The sequence below is a fragment of the Paramesorhizobium endophyticum genome, assembly GCF_014640615.1.
Taxonomy (GTDB): Bacteria; Pseudomonadota; Alphaproteobacteria; order Rhizobiales; family Rhizobiaceae; genus Paramesorhizobium; species Paramesorhizobium endophyticum.
In genome coordinates, this window is the sequence record NZ_BMHH01000003.1 from 176,373 (window position 1) to 192,434 (window position 16,062).

A 16,062-nucleotide genomic window follows, 5' to 3' on the forward strand; every position below is an offset into this window, starting at 1 on the left:
ACAGTTTGGCACGCCGGAGTCATCGCTCGAAACTGGAGCCGGAAAGGTCACACCGAGCGATAAAACAATATGCGTCCGGCTGGCACAAGCTGAAGCAGAAAATCGAAATCCTTTACGTTTCGGCTCAGAACCGTGAAGCCGAGCTTGGCGGCTTGCAGGAACAGGATGCAATCGTTGACTGCGCGGAGGCGGTCATCTTTCTGATATCCTTGCATGCGGGAGAGGATTCCGCCCAGAATTGCCGCCCGCCCGATAATGTCGGTATCCGGGGCAAACATCCGATGCGGATGCATCAGCTTGATTGCGCGACCGATGAGTTCGATTGCTTCTGGTGTTCGCGGGTCGGCTGGATCCAACCGGCCAACGGTATGCATCATTTCCGACACCGCGATCGCGCTGTGATTCAACAGCCTGATCTCCATGAGCGCGTCAACGGATGGCGGGAGTTTATCTTGGAACTGGTCGATGTAGACGCAAGTGTCGAGAAGGAGTTCCGTATTCGGACTGACGGAAGACAAGAAAGGCAATTCATTGTCGGGCCTGCGAGAGAGGGAAAGCCGGCGGTCAAGTCTGGCCCATTTGACCACCTTATCGAAATCAAACGCAGCCAAGATCAAAACTCGAGGTCGAGCGTCGGATCGATGGTCCCTTTCAGCTTTTTGAATTCTTTGGCGAAATCGTCCTTAAGCGCTACATTGGCAAGGGCAAATTCAAGCAGTTCGGTATCCGACTGCAGGCCGGTGGCCTTCTTTGCTTCCTCAACGAGAACAGGGCTGATCCGTCCCGCGATACGTCCGCTTTTTTCTCCGATCAGGCCGCTTTGCCGCGCAGCTTGCATCACGGCGTCGACCCGCTTCTTCATGATGCTGTCGGCACGATCTTGAACCGCTTTTCTGGCAATCGTCATGGCATCACCGTTCAACGAAATTTCTGTTTCGTACAACATAACATGGTGGGGGATTTTTTCAAGGCGCACCGAAAGGAGGGCAAAGTACTTCTTCCAAACGAAAATGGCTCCGGAGAAACCGGAGCCATGTGATAATGATAGAAATGTACACGGTGCTAGATCGAAAAGCTCGTGCCACAGCCGCAGGAGGCCACCGCGTGGGGGTTTTTGATCTGGAAGGACTGGCCTATGAGGTCATCGACGAAATCGATCTCCGAGCCGTCCATATAGGGCAGGGATACGGTGTCGATGAGCACGCGCGCGCCGTTCTTCTCGATGACGATGTCGTCTTCGGCTGCCGCGCCGTCGACCAGATCATATTTATAGGAGAAGCCCGAGCAGCCGCCGCCCTCGACCGAAATGCGCAGCGCGGTCTTGTCCGGCTCGGATTTCAGGATGGCGGCGATGCGCTTGGCGGCGGCATCGGATACGGAAACGCCTGTCACTTCGCTCATGGTGGTATTCCCGACTTTGAAAAGCTTTACCAGATAGCTATGAACTGACATGAGCGAAGTCAATGCGGGCCAGGTTTCTTAGCCGCATGATCTTATCCAAAAAGTCTGCAACTTTTTGGGATCATGCTTGAGTGTAATCATATTACGGTGAATCTGGATGGTGTTTCGGGATATCGGTTTCGGCTACCGCGAGAGGGCGGCCTATGCCTGCGATCCGGCGAAAAGCCGGGGACGGCTCGTGCCGGAAAGCGAAAGCCCGACGCGCACGCCCTTCCAGCGCGACCGCGACCGCATCATCCACTCCACCGCCTTCCGTCGCTTGAAGCACAAGACTCAGGTTTTTATCGCCCATGAGGGCGACCATTACCGCACAAGGCTGACGCACACGATCGAGGTGGCGCAGATCGCCCGCGCCCTGGCCCGCGCTTTGCGGCTCGACGAGGATCTGGCTGAGGCCATCGCGCTGGTGCATGATTTCGGCCACACGCCTTTCGGCCATACCGGCGAAGACGCGCTCAATGACCGGATGAAGGATTTCGGCGGCTTCGACCATAATGCCCAGTCTCTGCGCATCGTCACCAAGCTGGAGCGGCGCTATGCGGATTTCGACGGACTGAACCTTTCGTGGGAGACGCTGGAAGGCCTCGTCAAGCACAATGGCCCGCTCATCGGTCCCCACGCGCCGGATGAAACCGTGCCGCAGCCGATTCTGGACTACAGCGCCGGGCACGATCTGGAACTTGCGAGCTTCGCCAGCCTCGAGGCGCAATGCGCCGCCATCGCCGACGACATCGCCTATGACGCGCATGATATCGATGATGGCTTGCGCTCCGGGCTGCTGACGCTCGATATTCTCGATGAGGTGCCGCTGACGCGCAGATTGCTGGATCAGGTGCGCGAACGCTATCCCTCTCTCGACGCCGTGCGGATGGGGCACGAGCTGGTGCGGCGGCAGATCACCATCATGGTCGAGGATGTCATCGGCCAATCGCAGGCCAATATCGCCACGCTGGGGCCTGCCTCGGTGGAGGAAGTGCGAGCGGCAGGGATGGCGCTGGTGACGTTTTCGCCAGATATGGGGCAGGCGGAGAAGGAACTGAAGCGCTTCCTCTACAAGAACCTCTATTTCCACGAAAAGGTCGTCTCCGCCCGCCGCTCGGCAGACCGCATCGTGCGCGACCTCTTCGACGCCTATATGAGTGATCCGAATGCGATGCCGGGAGAATGGCATGAAGGGCTGGAAAAATGCGAGCCGCCGGTGCTGGCGCGCCGCATCGCCGATTTCCTCGCGGGCATGACGGACAATTATGCCCTGCGCGAACATGTCAGGCTGTTTGACCACACACCCGATTTGAACTAATCCGGGTCCGAGTCAATTCGAGACAGAACATGAATATTTTCGCAGATTTCGATACGCGCATCAAAAACACGCTGCAAACGCTTGATCTCAAAGCAAAAGACGGCGGGGTGCTCGATTTGTCGCGCGTGAGCGTCGAGCCGCCGCGCGATGCCTCGCATGGCGATGTGGCGACGAATGCGGCGATGGTGCTCTCCAAGGCTGTGGGCGAGTCTCCGCGCGAGCTGGCGACGCGTATTGCCGCCGCGCTTGCGCAGGACGGGGATGTGGCCTCTGTCGATGTCGCGGGGCCGGGCTTCATCAATCTGCGTTTGAAAGACATTTACTGGCAGCGGCAGCTCTCTGACATGATCGAGGCGGGGACCGATTACGGGCGCTCGACGCTCGGCGCGGGCCGCAAGGTGAATGTGGAATATGTCTCGGCCAATCCAACCGGCCCCATGCATGTCGGCCATTGCCGGGGCGCAGTGGTGGGCGACACGCTCGCCAACCTCCTGAAATTTGCGGGCTACGACGTCACCAAGGAATATTACATCAACGATGCCGGCGTGCAGATCGATGTGCTCGCCCGCTCGGTGATGCTGCGTTACCGCGAGGCCTTGGGCGAGGAGATCGGCGAGATCCCGGCGGGACTCTATCCCGGCGATTACCTTGTTCCTGTCGGTCAGCAACTGGCTAAACAATATGGCCAGCAGCTTCTGGAAATGCCTGAAGACGAGGCGTTCGGAATCATCAAAGACCATACGATCGAAGCGATGATGACGATGATCCGCGCCGATCTCGACGCGCTCAATGTCAAGCATGACGTGTTCTATTCCGAGCGCTCGCTCCACACGGACAATGCCCGGGTGATTCGCTCGGCCATCAACGATCTGACGCTCAAGGGCCACATCTACAAGGGCAAGCTGCCGCCGCCGAAGGGGCAGGTGCCGGAGGATTGGGAAGACCGCGAGCAGACGCTGTTCCGTTCCACCGATGTCGGCGACGACATGGACCGCCCGCTGATGAAGTCGGACGGGGGGTTCACCTATTTCGCCGCCGACGTCGCCTATTTCAAGGACAAGTACGACCGCGGCTTCAACGAGATGATCTATGTGCTGGGCGCGGATCATGGCGGTTATGTCAAGCGGATGGAAGCTTTGGCGCGGGCCGTCTCGGGCGGCGAGGCGAAGCTGACGGCGATTCTTTGCCAGTTGGTGAGGCTCTTCCGCGCGGGCGAGCCGGTCAAGATGTCGAAGCGGTCGGGCGAGTTCGTCACGCTGCGCGAGGTGGTGGACGAGGTCGGGCGCGATCCCGTGCGCTTCATGATGCTCTACCGCAAGAATGACGCGCCGCTCGATTTCGACTTCGCCAAGGTGACGGAGCACTCCAAGGACAACCCGGTTTTCTACGTGCAATACGCCTCCGCGCGTTGCCATTCGGTGTTCCGGCAGGCGAAAGAGGCGGGTTTTGCCGATCTGGATCGGAAAGCGCTGGGCAAGCACCTCGACAAGCTCACCGACGAAAGCGAGATCGCGCTCGTCCGCAAGCTGGCGGAATATCCGCGCCTGATCGAGACGGCGGCGCAGCATCAGGAGCCGCACCGGCTGGCATTTTACCTCTATGATCTTGCAAGCGCATTCCATGCGCAGTGGAATAAAGGCACGGAAAATCCGGACTTACGTTTTATTAAGGTTAACGATCCAAACTTGTCGCTAGCCAGGCTAGGGCTGGTGCAGGTCGTTTCCGATGTCCTGGCGTCCGGATTGTCGATTATCGGCGCGGATGCCCCGACGGAAATGCGCTAAGGCAGGATGTAATTCTCGAACATCCTGTTTCGAGTTTAGTTGCGTGATGTTCCCCGAAAAGGCGGCAGCTTTTTCGGGTCGTGCTCTAAAAAGCGTTGGAAATTACTGTCACCATTTGCCCACAATGCGTTGGTAATCGCTATAGTGGGTGACGTCGGCGGGCGCCCCGTGTTATGAGTACAGGATAACGCCATGACGGACAGCAATTACAGAAACCGTGACTATGGGGGGCGCTCTTCGCAGGAAGACGATCCGCTGATGGAGTTGTCACGGATCATCGGCTTCGACGAACCGGTGAAAAACGCTGCTTCGCGGGAGGGGACGGACGATTTCTCCTTCGATCTGGAACAGGAACTGGTGGGCGCGGTCGAAGCTGAGCTTCACACCACCCCGCAAGCCAGCCATTCCGATAGCCGGAACCATTACCAGCCCGCGGCGCGCCAGAGCTATCAGCCGGCGGCGCAGCATGGCTGGACGGTGCCGCGCCAGCTGGCGGGCCGGGACGAGGAAAAGCTCGATTTCTCCGCCTCGCTCGAGAACGAGCTGAACCTTTCGCTCGATGACGATGTCGAGCAGCCGGGGGATTTCTCCCTCGATGCGCCGTTCGAGCTAGCTCAGCAGGATGAGGATCTGACGATCTACCAGCCTGCCTTCGAGCCGGAAGAGGAGGCTGCGTCTGCTTATGTGGCTGCTCCCAATCTTGAAGACGAGCTGGAGATGATGCTCGCGAGCAGTGGCGGAGTTGCCGAACAGGCTCCCGCGCCGGCCTATGCGCAGGCGCCGCAATATGCGCCCGCCTATGCCGCGGCACAGGCCCAGCCTGTCTCGGAGCTGCGTTATCCTTTCCATTCACCGTCCCGCAGCTATGCCGCCCCGGCGCCGCAACCCGCCGAGCCTCGGTATCAGGAGCCGGCAGTGCAGGCGCAAGCCCATGGCTGGGATGGCGACGAGCCGCAGCTCGACGAGGATTTCTTCGGCGAGGACAATGGACAGTATGAGGCCGAGGCAGCTCCGGCAGCGCAGGCGGCGTCCTACGCAAATCATTCCAGCTACCGCTACACCGCGCCCGAGGCCGCCCCGCAGGTGGAGACCGTATCGGTCGCCGAGGCGCGGGTGGAGCCGACGGATGCGCTCGACCTGCCCGAGGTGGAGTATGAGCCCGGGCCGACTGCGAATCAGGGCCTGAGCGCGCTTGAAAGCGAATTCGCGGAAGTCTTCACCTCCATCGATGTGGATGAGCAAGCACCGCAGCAGCCCGAAGCCAAGGCGGAACGCGCCTTCGAGGAAATCTTCAACGATGTCTACGGAGCCTATGGCGCGGCTAATGCTGCCCAAGCGGGCACGCAGGCTGCTTACGCGGCTGACGATTATGCCCCGCAGGCATCCGGCAATGCGGGCGATTATTACAATCACTGGGCCAATTCCGGGCAGCAGGATTTCAGCTTCGACCAGCAATCGGCTGATGGTCTCGGCATTCCCCCCGCCGCCAATGAGAACCAGTCCGGCTGGGGACGGCGCGGCCTGGTGCTGGCTTCGGTCGCAGGCGCGGCGCTGCTGATCGGCGGGCTTGGCTATTACGGCCTTTCCTCCGGCGGCACCGGCGCGCCCGTCGTCATCGCAGCCGACAGCCAGCCCACCAAGGTCCAGCCGGAAAATCCCGGCGGCGCTCCGGTGCCGAACCAGGACAAGGCGGTCTATGACCGGGTTGCGGGAACCGCGCCCGAGGCGCCCGAGCAGAAGACCCTCATCAGCAGCGAGGAGAACCCCGTCGACATCGCCATGGCCGAGGACGATGACGGCAGCATGGATGGCGACACGGCGGTCAACGATCGCGTCCAGCCTTCGGCGCTCGAAACCGTGACGACAAACAATTCCGGCGCGCAGCCAGCCTTCGCGCCGCGCCGCGTGCAGACGATGATCGTCAAGCCGGATGGCACCATCGTGCAGCAGGAAGCGGCCCCCGCCGCCCCGGCAGCCAGCGATGTGGCAGCGCCGAGGGCGCGTCCGGCGGGTACGGAAGTGGCGGCGCTGACCCCCACCGCCGCTCCCGCGAACGCCGCCGACAATGCCCCGGCGCAGACGGGCGCGATCCCGCCGCGCGAGGTCCAGACACGGCAAACACCGCCGCCGCCCGCCAATGCGGCGCAGGCTCCTGCCGCCCCGGCCCGCGTGGTGAAGACGCAGGCGATCACGCCGGAAAGCCCGGTCGCCAAGCCGAAGAACGTGCCGGTCGTGCCGTCGCGCCCCGCAGAGCAGCCGACGCGGATCGTCGGCGACGCGACGCAGGCCGGACAGGCCAGACCGACGCAGGTCGCCTCGGCGGCAGGCGCCGCGGCCACCGCAACGGCAAGCGCCGGCGGCTACGCGATCCAGATCGCCTCGACGCCCTCGCCGGAAGACGCGAAGAAGAGCTATGCCAACCTGTCCCGGCGCTATGGCAATGTCATCGGCGGCCGCGGCGTGGATATCCGCCGCGCCGACGTGCCGGGCAAGGGCACCTTCTACCGCGTCCGCATCAATGCCGGTTCGAAGAGCGAGGCCATCGATCTTTGCACCAAGTACAAGGCCGCAGGCGGTAGCTGCTTCGTGACGCAGTAGGGTTCAGACTCTCCCTCCCCCTTGCGGGGAGGGTGGCCCGAAGGGTCGGGTGGGGGTGGTGACGTTTGCGTTAGGGTCTTCGAAGCAAGCGCAAACGTCACCACCCCCATCCGCCCGCTGACGCGGGCACCTTCCCCGCAAGGGGGAAGGAGGGTGCGAGTCCTCGCGCTGTCGGTCCAATTAAAATAATGCGCCAGGTAAAACCAACCCATGACCCACTCCAAAGCACTCATCGCAGGCGTGTCCGGCACCAGCCTGACGGCGGATGAAATTGCCCTTATCCGCGATGAGCGGCCTTGGGGCTTCATCCTCTTCGCCCGCAATATCGGCGAGGCGAATCAGGTTTCGGACCTCACCGCCCATCTGCGCGAGCTGACAGGCAGGCCGAACACACCAGTCTTCATCGATCAGGAAGGCGGGCGCGTGCAGCGGCTTCGCCCGCCGCTTGCGCCAAATTATCCGCCCGCCGCGGAACTGGGCGAAATCTATCGCCGCGACCAGGAAGCCGGATTGCGCGCGGCGTGGCTGATGTCGCGGCTCCATGCTTTCGATCTCATGCGGCTCGGCATAAACGCCGATTGCCTGCCGGTGCTCGACGTGCCGGTGGAGGGCGCGCATGACGTGATCGGTCACCGCGCCTATGCCAAGGACCCGCACATCGTCGCCGCCTTGGGGCGTGCCGCCGCCGAGGGGCTACTTTCCGGTGGTGTTCTGCCCGTCATGAAGCACATTCCCGGCCACGGCCGCGCCTTTGCCGACACGCATAAGGAACTGGCGAAGGTCGATGTGCCGCTCTGCGATCTGGAAGAGCGCGACTTCTTCCCGTTCAAGGCGCTGGCGGACCTGCCGATGGCAATGACGGCCCATGTCATCTACACGGCGATCGACCCGGCTCATCCGGCGACGCTCTCTCCCACCGTCGTCGGGACGATCATAAGGGACTTCATCGGCTTTGACGGGCTCGTCATGAGCGATGACATCTCCATGAAGGCGCTTTCTGGGGATTTCGGGGATTTGACAGACGCAATCTTTGCCGCCGGTTGTGATGTTGTGCTTCATTGCAACGGCGTGATGGAGGAGTTATCCAAGGTGGCGGCGCGCGCGCGCGTCCTAGGCGGCAAGGCGAAGCAGCGGGCGGACATCGCCGAAATCTTCGCCGGTGAGCCCGATTTGTCGGACGAGGCGGAATTGCGCTTGGAGTTTCAGGGCTTCTTTCAGGCGGTAGCGTAAAAAGGATAGTCGGGTTTGGCAGCGGGCGCGAAAGCGACAGGCACGGGTGATGCGGCGGGGTCTATGGAGGCGCTGTGGCAGACCGATGCCGAGCGCGCCGAAAGCGAGCCGGCGCTTCTCATCGACGTGCAGGGCTTCGAAGGCCCGCTTGACCTGCTGCTTCATCTGGCGCGCAGCCAGCGCGTCGACATGGCGCGCATCTCCGTGCTGGCGCTGGCGGAGCAATATCTGATCTTTATCGATGAGGCGCGCGAACTGCGGCTGGAACTGGCCGCCGATTATCTCGTGATGGCGGCGTGGCTGGCCTATCTCAAGTCCAAGCTGCTGATCCCCAAGACACCCGGCGACGAAGGCGAGAGCGGCGAGGAACTGGCGGCGGTGCTGCAATTCCGCCTGAAGCGCCTCGAAGCCATGCGCGACGCCGCGGTGAAGCTCGTAAACCGCAACCGGTTGGGGCGTGACGTGTTCGCGCGCGGCATGCCGGAAATGGTGGTGGTGGAAAAGAAGCACCAGTTCTCCGCCACGCTCTACGACCTCCTGACGGCCTATGCCACACAGCGCCAGCGGCAGGTGGTGAGCCGCGTCGAGATTGCCCAGCGCAGCGTCTGGTCGCTCAAGGAGGCGCGCACCGTCCTGACGCGGATGATGGGCCGGATCAGCGACTGGACGGCCCTCGACCAATTCCTGATCGCCTATATTCCAAGCCCGCGCGAGCGGGCGACGGCGCTTGCCAGCTCCTTCGCCGCCAGCCTGGAGCTGGTGCGCGAGGGCAAGATCGAAATCCGCCAGGAATCCCCGTTCAAGCCGCTTTACATGCGCAAGAAGCCGGGCTCTTCTTTCGACGATGAAGAGGAGGCAGGCGATGTCTGAAAAGGGCAGGGCGCAGATCATGACCTTGCCGGGCCTGGATACGGACGCGGCTGACGACACGATGGCGCGGCTGGCGCTGCGCGAAGCCGTGCGCATGGTCGAGGCGCTGATCTTTGCTTCCACCGATCCGGTGACGGAGCGGGCGCTGATCGAGCGTCTGCCGTCGAACATTGACCTTTCCAAGGTGCTGAGGGCGCTTCAGTCGGATTATCAGCGGCGCGGCGTCAATCTGGTGCGCGTGGGCGATGCGTGGGCGTTCCGCACCGCGCCGGACCTCGCCTTCCTCATGAACCGCGAGGCGGTGCAGCAGAAGAAGCTGTCGCGCGCGGCGCTGGAAGTGCTCGCCATCATCGCCTATCACCAGCCGGTGACGCGGGCGGAACTGGAGGATATCAGGGGCGTCGAGACATCGAAGGGTACGCTTGACGTGCTCATGGAGACGGGCTGGGTCAAGATGCGCGGCCGCCGCCGTGTGCCGGGCCGCCCGGTGACCTACGGCACGACTGAAAGCTTCCTCGACCATTTCGGCCTGCCCGACATCCGTGACCTGCCGGGCATGGAGGAACTGCGCGGGGCAGGGCTGCTCTCCGCCCGCATGCCGTCGCAATTCTCCATCCCCACGCCGTCGGTCGACCCGGATGAACTGACCGACGATGAGGAGCCGCTTAGGGATATCGACCTGGAGGAACTGGGGCTGTTGCCGCCGAAGGCGGAGGATTAGATAATTCACTTTTAACGGAAACGTTTAACGGAAACGCCGAGAAGGGGTATGCCCACGATTCTATCAGGGCATCGACCACTTAGGTATTTCGCTCTTTGCTGAAAACGCCCAGCATGTCTCATCCGATTTAGCGCAGCGCCAAGTGCCCCCTCACCGTCCGCTTCGCGTCCACCTCTCCCCCACTTCGTAGGGGAGAGGAACGCCAAGACCGGATAACTTGGCGCACCTCGCCCCCGCTTTGCGGGGGAGAGGTGGCCGCGAAGCGGACGGTGAGGGGGTACTTGGCGATTCCATCAAAGAAAGAAACACACATCGAGGCATCATGTTTGCGGGCAAGCCGCTTGAGCGATTTGTCAAATTAATTCTGACAAACTTCGGTGTCATAAATCAACGTAACACGCGGCAAAATCGCCATTGTGATGATCTCACGGTATGGTTCTGTTTGAAACATGCCGAGAAAACGCTTACATCAATCGCGGATCGTGATCCGGGGTAACCAAGAGGAAAGTTATGGGCAGTTTTTCAATCTGGCACTGGCTGATCGTGCTTGCCGTCGTGCTTCTGCTGTTCGGCCGTGGCAAGATACCCGAGCTGATGGGCGACGTGGCCAAGGGAATCAAGAATTTCAAGCAGGGCATGTCGGACAACGATGAGACCGATACTGCCGATGCGGCCAGGACCATCGACAACAATCCCGATGCGCCGGTTTCTTCCGTAAACGCGAAGAAGACCTCAAAATCCTGAGGGTGTTCAACTGCATGATCTTTGCCTGGAAGTCTGCGACTTCTGGGGATCATGCTTTAATTCCCGTGCGCCTTTCAGGTTCGCGCGGGCAGGGACGGTATCATGCTTGACGTCGGTTGGTCCGAAATCCTGGTGATCATGATCGTCATCATCGTGGTCGTCGGGCCGAAGGACTTGCCCAAGATGCTGCGGGCCTTCGGCAAGGCGACGGCGCGGATGCGCAGCACGGCGGACCAGTTCCGCCGCCAGTTCGATGAAGCCTTGCGAGAGGCCGAGCTCGAGGACGTGAAGAACGTCGTCGAGGATGCGCGCCGCCTCGATCCGCGCACCGACATAAAGAAGATGTTCGATCCGATCCGCTCCGCCGGGGAGGAGTTGCGCCAGAGCCTGCATGGGCCGGTCACTGAGACGACTCCGGCGCAGGATATCGTCACGCTTGTTCCGCCCCCGCCGCCCGAGCCGATCACCTCCGCACCGGCGCCCGCCCCGGTGGAAGCTGCGCCTGCCGTAGCCGCAAATACGCCTGTTGCGGCGCCCCCCGCCGTTACGTCAACCGTACCGGCCGGTACGCCCAGCGTGGAGCCGGCTGCGACGAAAAAGCCCGTGCGGGCGGCGCGGAAGACGGCGGCTCCCAGGGCCGCGACTTCTTCTGCCAGGAAGACCGCTGAACCCGCCTCCAAGCCTGCCAAACCCCGCACGGCCAGAACGCCAAAGGCCAAAGCAGACGAGACAAAAGCGTGACCCGGGTAGACGACGAAATCGAACAAAGCGCCGCGCCGCTGCTGGAGCATCTGATTGAATTGCGCCGCCGGTTGATCTGGGCGATCCTGGCGTTCTTCCTGGCGTTCATCCTGTGCTTCTCCCTCGCGAAACATCTGTTTAACCTGCTGGTGCTGCCCTACCAATGGGCGATCGCCTGGGCGGGCATGGACGCCTCCAAGGCCGAGCTCATCTATACCGCGCCGCAGGAATTTTTCTTCACGCAGGTCAAGGTGGCGATGTTCGGCGGCGTCGTGCTCGCCTTCCCTGTCATCGCCTCGCAAATCTATAAATTCGTCGCGCCCGGCCTTTACCGGCATGAGCGCGCGGCCTTCCTGCCGTTCCTGATTGCTTCTCCAGTCCTGTTCCTGATGGGCGGTGCGCTCGTCTATTTCTTCTTCACGCCGATGGTGATGTGGTTCTTCCTCGCCATGCAGCAGACGGGCGGGAACGGCGAGGTGCAGATTTCGCTGCTTCCCAAGGTGTCCGAATATCTCAGCCTCATCATGACGCTGATCTTCGCCTTCGGCCTAGTGTTTCAGCTTCCGGTCGTCACCTCGCTGCTGGCGCGGGCAGGGCTCGTCAGCGCGCAGGCGCTGAGGGACAAGCGCAAATATGCCATCGTCATCGCCTTTGTCGTCGCGGCGGTGCTGACGCCGCCAGACCCGGCGAGCCAGATCGGCCTTGCCTTGCCGACCATCCTTCTCTACGAGATTTCCATCTGGATGGCGCGATTGATCGAGCGGAAGCGCGAAGCCGAAGCCGGGAAGCAGGACTCGGATAATCTTCCTTCCGTAAACGATTGATTGGCTTTCCCAAGACTCCGGGATGCTGGTTCCGCCAGCATCCGCCTGTTCAATTCATTTTCATGGCCATTCCCAATGCTCGATATCAAATGGATACGCGAAAACCCTGAGGCACTGGACAAGGCGCTTGCCAAGCGCGGGGCAGCGCCGCTCTCCGCTGATCTGATCGCGCTCGACGAGAAGCGGCGCCAGCATGTCGGCAAGGTGCAGGAGGCGCAGGAGCGCCGCAATTCCGCATCCAAGGAAATCGGCAAGGCGATGGCGCAAAAGGACAGCGCCACGGCGGAGAAGCTGAAGACCGAGGTCGCCGAGCTGAAAGGCTGGCTGCAACTGGCCGAGGAAGAGGAACGCCGCCTCGACAAGGAACTTAACGACGCGCTCGCGGTCATCCCGAATATGCCGCTTGAGGATGTGCCTGTCGGCAAGGACGAGACCGACAATGTCGAGATTCGCCGCGTCGGCAATATCCGCAACTTTGCCTTCTCGCCGAAAGAGCATTTCGAGATCGGCGAGGCGCTCGGCTTCATGGATTTCGAGCGCGCCGCCAAGCTCTCGGGCAGCCGCTTCACGGTTCTGAAAAGCCAACTTGCAAGGCTCGAACGCGCGCTCGGCCAGTTCATGCTCGACCTGCATACGACCGAGCATGGCTATACGGAAGTGAGCCCGCCGATTCTCGTCAACGACGCGACCATGTACGGCACTGGGCAATTGCCGAAATTCACGGAAGATTCGTTCCGCACCACCGATGGGCGCTGGCTCATTCCTACCGCCGAGGTGCCGCTCACCAATCTGGTGCGTGAGGAAATCCTCGATGTGAAGGAATTGCCGATCCGCATGACGGCGCTGACGCCGTGCTTCCGCTCGGAGGCGGGGTCGGCGGGACGTGATACGCGCGGCATGCTGCGCCAGCATCAGTTCTGGAAGGTGGAGATGGTGTCGATCACCGATGCCGATAGCTCCCTGGCCGAACTCGAGCGCATGACCGCTTGCGCCGAGGAAGTGTTGAAGCGCCTTGGCCTGCCGTTCCGCACCGTCGTGCTCTGCACCGGCGACATGGGCTTCGGCGCGCGCAAGACCTATGACATCGAGGTCTGGCTGCCGGGACAGAAGGCCTATCGCGAGATTTCCAGCTGCTCGGTCTGCGGTGACTTCCAGGGCCGGCGCATGAACGCGCGCTACCGGCCCGAGGGTGAGAAGGCGACCCGCTTCGTCCATACGCTCAACGGCTCGGGCGTGGCGGTCGGCCGGGCGCTCATTGCGGTTCTCGAGAACTATCAGGAAGCCGATGGCAGCGTGACGGTTCCCGAGGCGCTTATCCCCTATATGGGCGGCTTAACGAGGATTTTAGCCGCATGATTGTGACACAGACGCCTTTTAACGCCCCCGGATCGTGGCGGAATCGAGGTTAAATGTCGGCGAAACTGACGGAACGCGAGGAATTCGCCGCCTTCGTGCTTCGGATGCGCGGGCGCGGGCTCAACGATCCGCGCCTCTTCTCCGCCATCGAGGCGACGCCCCGGCGCGGCTTCGTCAACCCGGTCTGGGCCGATGTCGCCTACAAGAACCGCACCGTTCCGCTCGATTGCGGCGAGTATATCGAGGGGCTCGACGACCAGGCGCGGATGATCTCGGCGCTGGGCGTGGAGGAGGGACATCGCGTGCTCGAGATCGGCACCGGCTCCGGCTATTCCGCCTCGATCATGGGCCGGCTCGGCGGGCGCGTGACGACGCTGGAGCGCTACAAGACGCTGATCGACCAGGCGCGTCAGCGGCTGACGGCGCTCAAGATCGAAAATGTCTTGATAAAACAGGCGGATGGGCGGCATGGCCCTCCGGGCGGCGGCCCGTTCGATCGGATCATCGTCTGGCCCGCCTTCGACAGCCTGCCACGCCATTTCGTCGATCTCATTGCCAGCAATGGCGTAATGGTCGCGCCCATCGGTCCGGGCGACGGCCAGCAGGTGGTTGCGCGCCTCGCCAAGACAGGGAGCCGCTTCGAGCGCGAGGATCTGATGCTCGTCCGCTACCAGCCCTTTATCGAGGGCGTTGCGTCGGTGCTTTGAAAAGGGCATCGCGAAAGGTTAACATATTGCCCTATTGGCAGGGGCTCCATTCCCTTAGATTTCTAATAAAGATCGTACCGTTTTAACGCCCCAGTAAGATTAACACGCTTTAATTCACCATGCTTCGAGTAGTGAGTATGGACGGGTTGAACATGCGTTTTAGGGTTTTGGACCAGGCGTCCCAGCGGTTTTTGCAGACTGCGGCGATCATTCTGATCACCGGATTTGTCGCCGGCTGCAGCACGGACGTGATGCGTTTCACCGATGGCATCTATACAGGATCGACTCCCAACCAGCGGTCGACAATAAACAAGCGGCCCGCTGCTCAGCCCTATCCGCAGGCAGCTTCCAGTGCGCCCGCAGTGGACCGGAACTATACCGGCTCCATCAGCCGCGCCGCCGTCACGCCGGTAACGCGCAGCCCGGGTGTCGAGCGCGCCAGCCTGCCGCCCGTATCGTCGGCGCCGGTTGCCGCAGCCACTCCGCCCCGCCAGCCCGCGCCGGTGGCGGCGAGTGCGCCACAGACCGTTCAGCCTGCACCCGCCCAGCAAATGGCTTCGGCCAATCCCCCGCCGGTCAGCGGCGCGGCGGGTGAAGTCATCGTCCAGCCCGGCGAATCGCTTTTCGGAATTGCCAATCGCGTCGGCGTGTCGCCCAATGCGCTGATGCAGGCGAACGGGATCACGGACGCCAACAGGATCCAGGCTGGTCAGCGGTTGAAGCTGCCCGGCGGCCAGGGCGGTTCCGGCCGCGGCGTCATTGCCGCTGACGGCACGAGGACGTCCGGCAGTGGTGCGCAGCAGGGCAAGGTTCTGGGCCAGCTGCCGCAGAACCCGGCTGCTCCTGCGCATCGTCCCGCCAACAGCGATGTCGCGATCCTGCCGCAGACGCCGACCATCAAGGAAAAGCAGCCGGGCGTTGTCGCCCAGTCCTCGACCGCACCCACTGCAACCACGCCCCCGGCGAGGGGCGGTAGCTATATGGTCCAGAGCGGCGATTCGCTCTACGGGATTTCGCAGAAGACGGGCGCCTCCGTGGAGGAGATCAAGAAGGCGAACGGCCTCGCCAATGGCGCGATCCGCGTCGGCCAGTCGCTGGTCATCCCCGGCGGCGCGGCTCCCGCGGCTACGACGCAGGTGGCTGCAGCCCAGCCGAAGCTTGACCAGGTGAAGACCGGCTCGACGCCGCCCCCGGCAGGGCCGCAAGCGCAACCGCAGCAGCCCGCGCCGTCGAACGTCAAGCCCTATACGCCGCCGCAGACGAGCAAGAAGGTTATCGAGGATGCCGAGACCGACGTGGCATCCGCCCCGTCCTCGACCGGCATCTCGCAGATGCGCTGGCCGGTGCGCGGCCGCGTGCTCTCCAGCTTCGGCCAGCGCGAAGGCGGCTCGGTCAATGACGGCATCGACATCATGGTGCCGGAGGGTACGCCGGTGAAGGCTGCGGAAAACGGCGTCGTCATCTACGCCGGCGACGGCCTCAAGGAATTCGGCAACACCGTGCTGGTGCGCCATGAGAACGGCCTCGTGACCGTCTACGGCCACAACAGCCAGATCACGGTCCAGCGCGGTCAGAAAGTGCGCCGTGGCGAGGAAATCGCCCGCTCCGGCATGAGCGGCAACGCCAAATCGCCGAAGCTCCATTTCGAGGTGCGCAAGAATTCCTCGCCGGTCAATCCGTCGAAATATCTGGAATCGTAGCGGAGCTGATTAAACGCTTTCCCGCC

Annotated in this window: 15 protein-coding genes; 12 read left to right on the plus strand and 3 right to left on the minus strand. The window is 62.2% G+C overall.

The annotated features are described in order from the left end of the window. Positions 1-47 precede the first annotated feature (47 nt). The 3 genes from IEX53_RS05255 to IEX53_RS05265 form a co-directional block, all read right to left on the minus strand. The gene (locus IEX53_RS05255) at positions 48-611 is read right to left on the minus strand and encodes a type II toxin-antitoxin system VapC family toxin (protein WP_188822174.1); all 564 of its coding nucleotides are present in this window, start codon (positions 609-611) and stop codon (positions 48-50) included. A 2-nt stretch (positions 612-613) separates the two neighbouring features. Then, a complete protein-coding gene (locus IEX53_RS05260) occupies positions 614-907 on the minus strand; it encodes a hypothetical protein (protein WP_236016046.1) in 294 nt (97 codons plus the stop codon). 155 nt (positions 908-1,062) lie between these two features. Continuing rightward, positions 1,063-1,392, minus strand: coding sequence for a HesB/IscA family protein (locus IEX53_RS05265; RefSeq protein ID WP_188822449.1), 330 nt, complete (start codon positions 1,390-1,392; stop codon positions 1,063-1,065). A 166-nt stretch (positions 1,393-1,558) separates the two neighbouring features. On the opposite strand from IEX53_RS05265, the gene IEX53_RS05270 reads away from it, so the two are divergent. The 12 genes from IEX53_RS05270 (at position 1,559) to IEX53_RS05325 (ending at position 16,036) form a co-directional block, all read left to right on the plus strand. After that, a complete protein-coding gene (locus IEX53_RS05270) occupies positions 1,559-2,761 on the plus strand; it encodes a deoxyguanosinetriphosphate triphosphohydrolase (protein ID WP_188822176.1) in 1,203 nt (400 codons plus the stop codon). Between the two features lie 29 nt (positions 2,762-2,790). After that, entirely contained in the window at positions 2,791-4,545 is a 1,755-nt protein-coding gene (gene argS, locus IEX53_RS05275; RefSeq protein ID WP_188822178.1) for an arginine--tRNA ligase, read from the plus strand. A gap of 192 nt (positions 4,546-4,737) precedes the next feature. Next, positions 4,738-7,143 carry an SPOR domain-containing protein gene (locus tag IEX53_RS05280; RefSeq protein ID WP_188822180.1) on the plus strand — a complete coding sequence of 802 codons (2,406 nt, stop codon included), beginning with the start codon at positions 4,738-4,740 and terminating at the stop codon, positions 7,141-7,143. 210 nt (positions 7,144-7,353) lie between these two features. Then, positions 7,354-8,373 (plus strand): beta-N-acetylhexosaminidase, encoded by a 1,020-nt coding sequence (gene nagZ, locus IEX53_RS05285; protein WP_188822182.1) that lies wholly within the window; start codon positions 7,354-7,356, stop codon positions 8,371-8,373. Positions 8,374-8,388: 15 nt separating this feature from the next. Beyond that, the gene (locus tag IEX53_RS05290) at positions 8,389-9,243 is read left to right on the plus strand and encodes a segregation and condensation protein A (protein ID WP_373288568.1); all 855 of its coding nucleotides are present in this window, start codon (positions 8,389-8,391) and stop codon (positions 9,241-9,243) included. 61 nt (positions 9,244-9,304) lie between these two features. Continuing rightward, positions 9,305-9,964 carry an SMC-Scp complex subunit ScpB gene (gene scpB / locus IEX53_RS05295; protein ID WP_236016056.1) on the plus strand — a complete coding sequence of 220 codons (660 nt, stop codon included), beginning with the start codon at positions 9,305-9,307 and terminating at the stop codon, positions 9,962-9,964. 510 nt (positions 9,965-10,474) lie between these two features. After that, positions 10,475-10,708 carry a twin-arginine translocase TatA/TatE family subunit gene (locus IEX53_RS05300; protein ID WP_188822186.1) on the plus strand — a complete coding sequence of 78 codons (234 nt, stop codon included), beginning with the start codon at positions 10,475-10,477 and terminating at the stop codon, positions 10,706-10,708. Between the two features lie 102 nt (positions 10,709-10,810). Next, complete coding sequence (gene tatB, locus IEX53_RS05305; RefSeq protein ID WP_188822187.1) at positions 10,811-11,449, plus strand: Sec-independent protein translocase protein TatB; 639 nt, start codon at positions 10,811-10,813, stop codon at positions 11,447-11,449. After that, a complete protein-coding gene (tatC, locus tag IEX53_RS05310) occupies positions 11,446-12,273 on the plus strand; it encodes a twin-arginine translocase subunit TatC (protein ID WP_188822189.1) in 828 nt (275 codons plus the stop codon). The genes tatB and tatC overlap by 4 nt, the downstream gene beginning before the upstream one ends. A gap of 75 nt (positions 12,274-12,348) precedes the next feature. Continuing rightward, complete coding sequence (gene serS, locus IEX53_RS05315; protein ID WP_188822191.1) at positions 12,349-13,629, plus strand: serine--tRNA ligase; 1,281 nt, start codon at positions 12,349-12,351, stop codon at positions 13,627-13,629. Between the two features lie 53 nt (positions 13,630-13,682). Continuing rightward, positions 13,683-14,336 carry a protein-L-isoaspartate(D-aspartate) O-methyltransferase gene (locus IEX53_RS05320; RefSeq protein WP_188822193.1) on the plus strand — a complete coding sequence of 218 codons (654 nt, stop codon included), beginning with the start codon at positions 13,683-13,685 and terminating at the stop codon, positions 14,334-14,336. A gap of 152 nt (positions 14,337-14,488) precedes the next feature. Continuing rightward, a complete protein-coding gene (locus IEX53_RS05325) occupies positions 14,489-16,036 on the plus strand; it encodes a peptidoglycan DD-metalloendopeptidase family protein (protein WP_188822195.1) in 1,548 nt (515 codons plus the stop codon). The last annotated feature ends 26 nt before the right edge of the window (positions 16,037-16,062 follow it).

Coding starts and splice junctions, on each gene's coding strand:
- serS (WP_188822191.1), top strand. CDS start 12,349: ATGCTCGATATCAAATGGATACGCGAAAACCCTGAGGCACTGGACAAG.
- nagZ (WP_188822182.1), top strand. CDS start 7,354: ATGACCCACTCCAAAGCACTCATCGCAGGCGTGTCCGGCACCAGCCTG.
- IEX53_RS05280 (WP_188822180.1), top strand. CDS start 4,738: ATGACGGACAGCAATTACAGAAACCGTGACTATGGGGGGCGCTCTTCG.
- argS (WP_188822178.1), top strand. CDS start 2,791: ATGAATATTTTCGCAGATTTCGATACGCGCATCAAAAACACGCTGCAA.
- scpB (WP_236016056.1), top strand. CDS start 9,305: ATGGCGCGGCTGGCGCTGCGCGAAGCCGTGCGCATGGTCGAGGCGCTG.
- IEX53_RS05270 (WP_188822176.1), top strand. CDS start 1,559: ATGGTGTTTCGGGATATCGGTTTCGGCTACCGCGAGAGGGCGGCCTAT.
- tatB (WP_188822187.1), top strand. CDS start 10,811: ATGCTTGACGTCGGTTGGTCCGAAATCCTGGTGATCATGATCGTCATC.
- IEX53_RS05300 (WP_188822186.1), top strand. CDS start 10,475: ATGGGCAGTTTTTCAATCTGGCACTGGCTGATCGTGCTTGCCGTCGTG.
- IEX53_RS05325 (WP_188822195.1), top strand. CDS start 14,489: ATGCGTTTTAGGGTTTTGGACCAGGCGTCCCAGCGGTTTTTGCAGACT.
- IEX53_RS05260 (WP_236016046.1), bottom strand. CDS start 907: ATGACGATTGCCAGAAAAGCGGTTCAAGATCGTGCCGACAGCATCATG.
- IEX53_RS05320 (WP_188822193.1), top strand. CDS start 13,683: ATGTCGGCGAAACTGACGGAACGCGAGGAATTCGCCGCCTTCGTGCTT.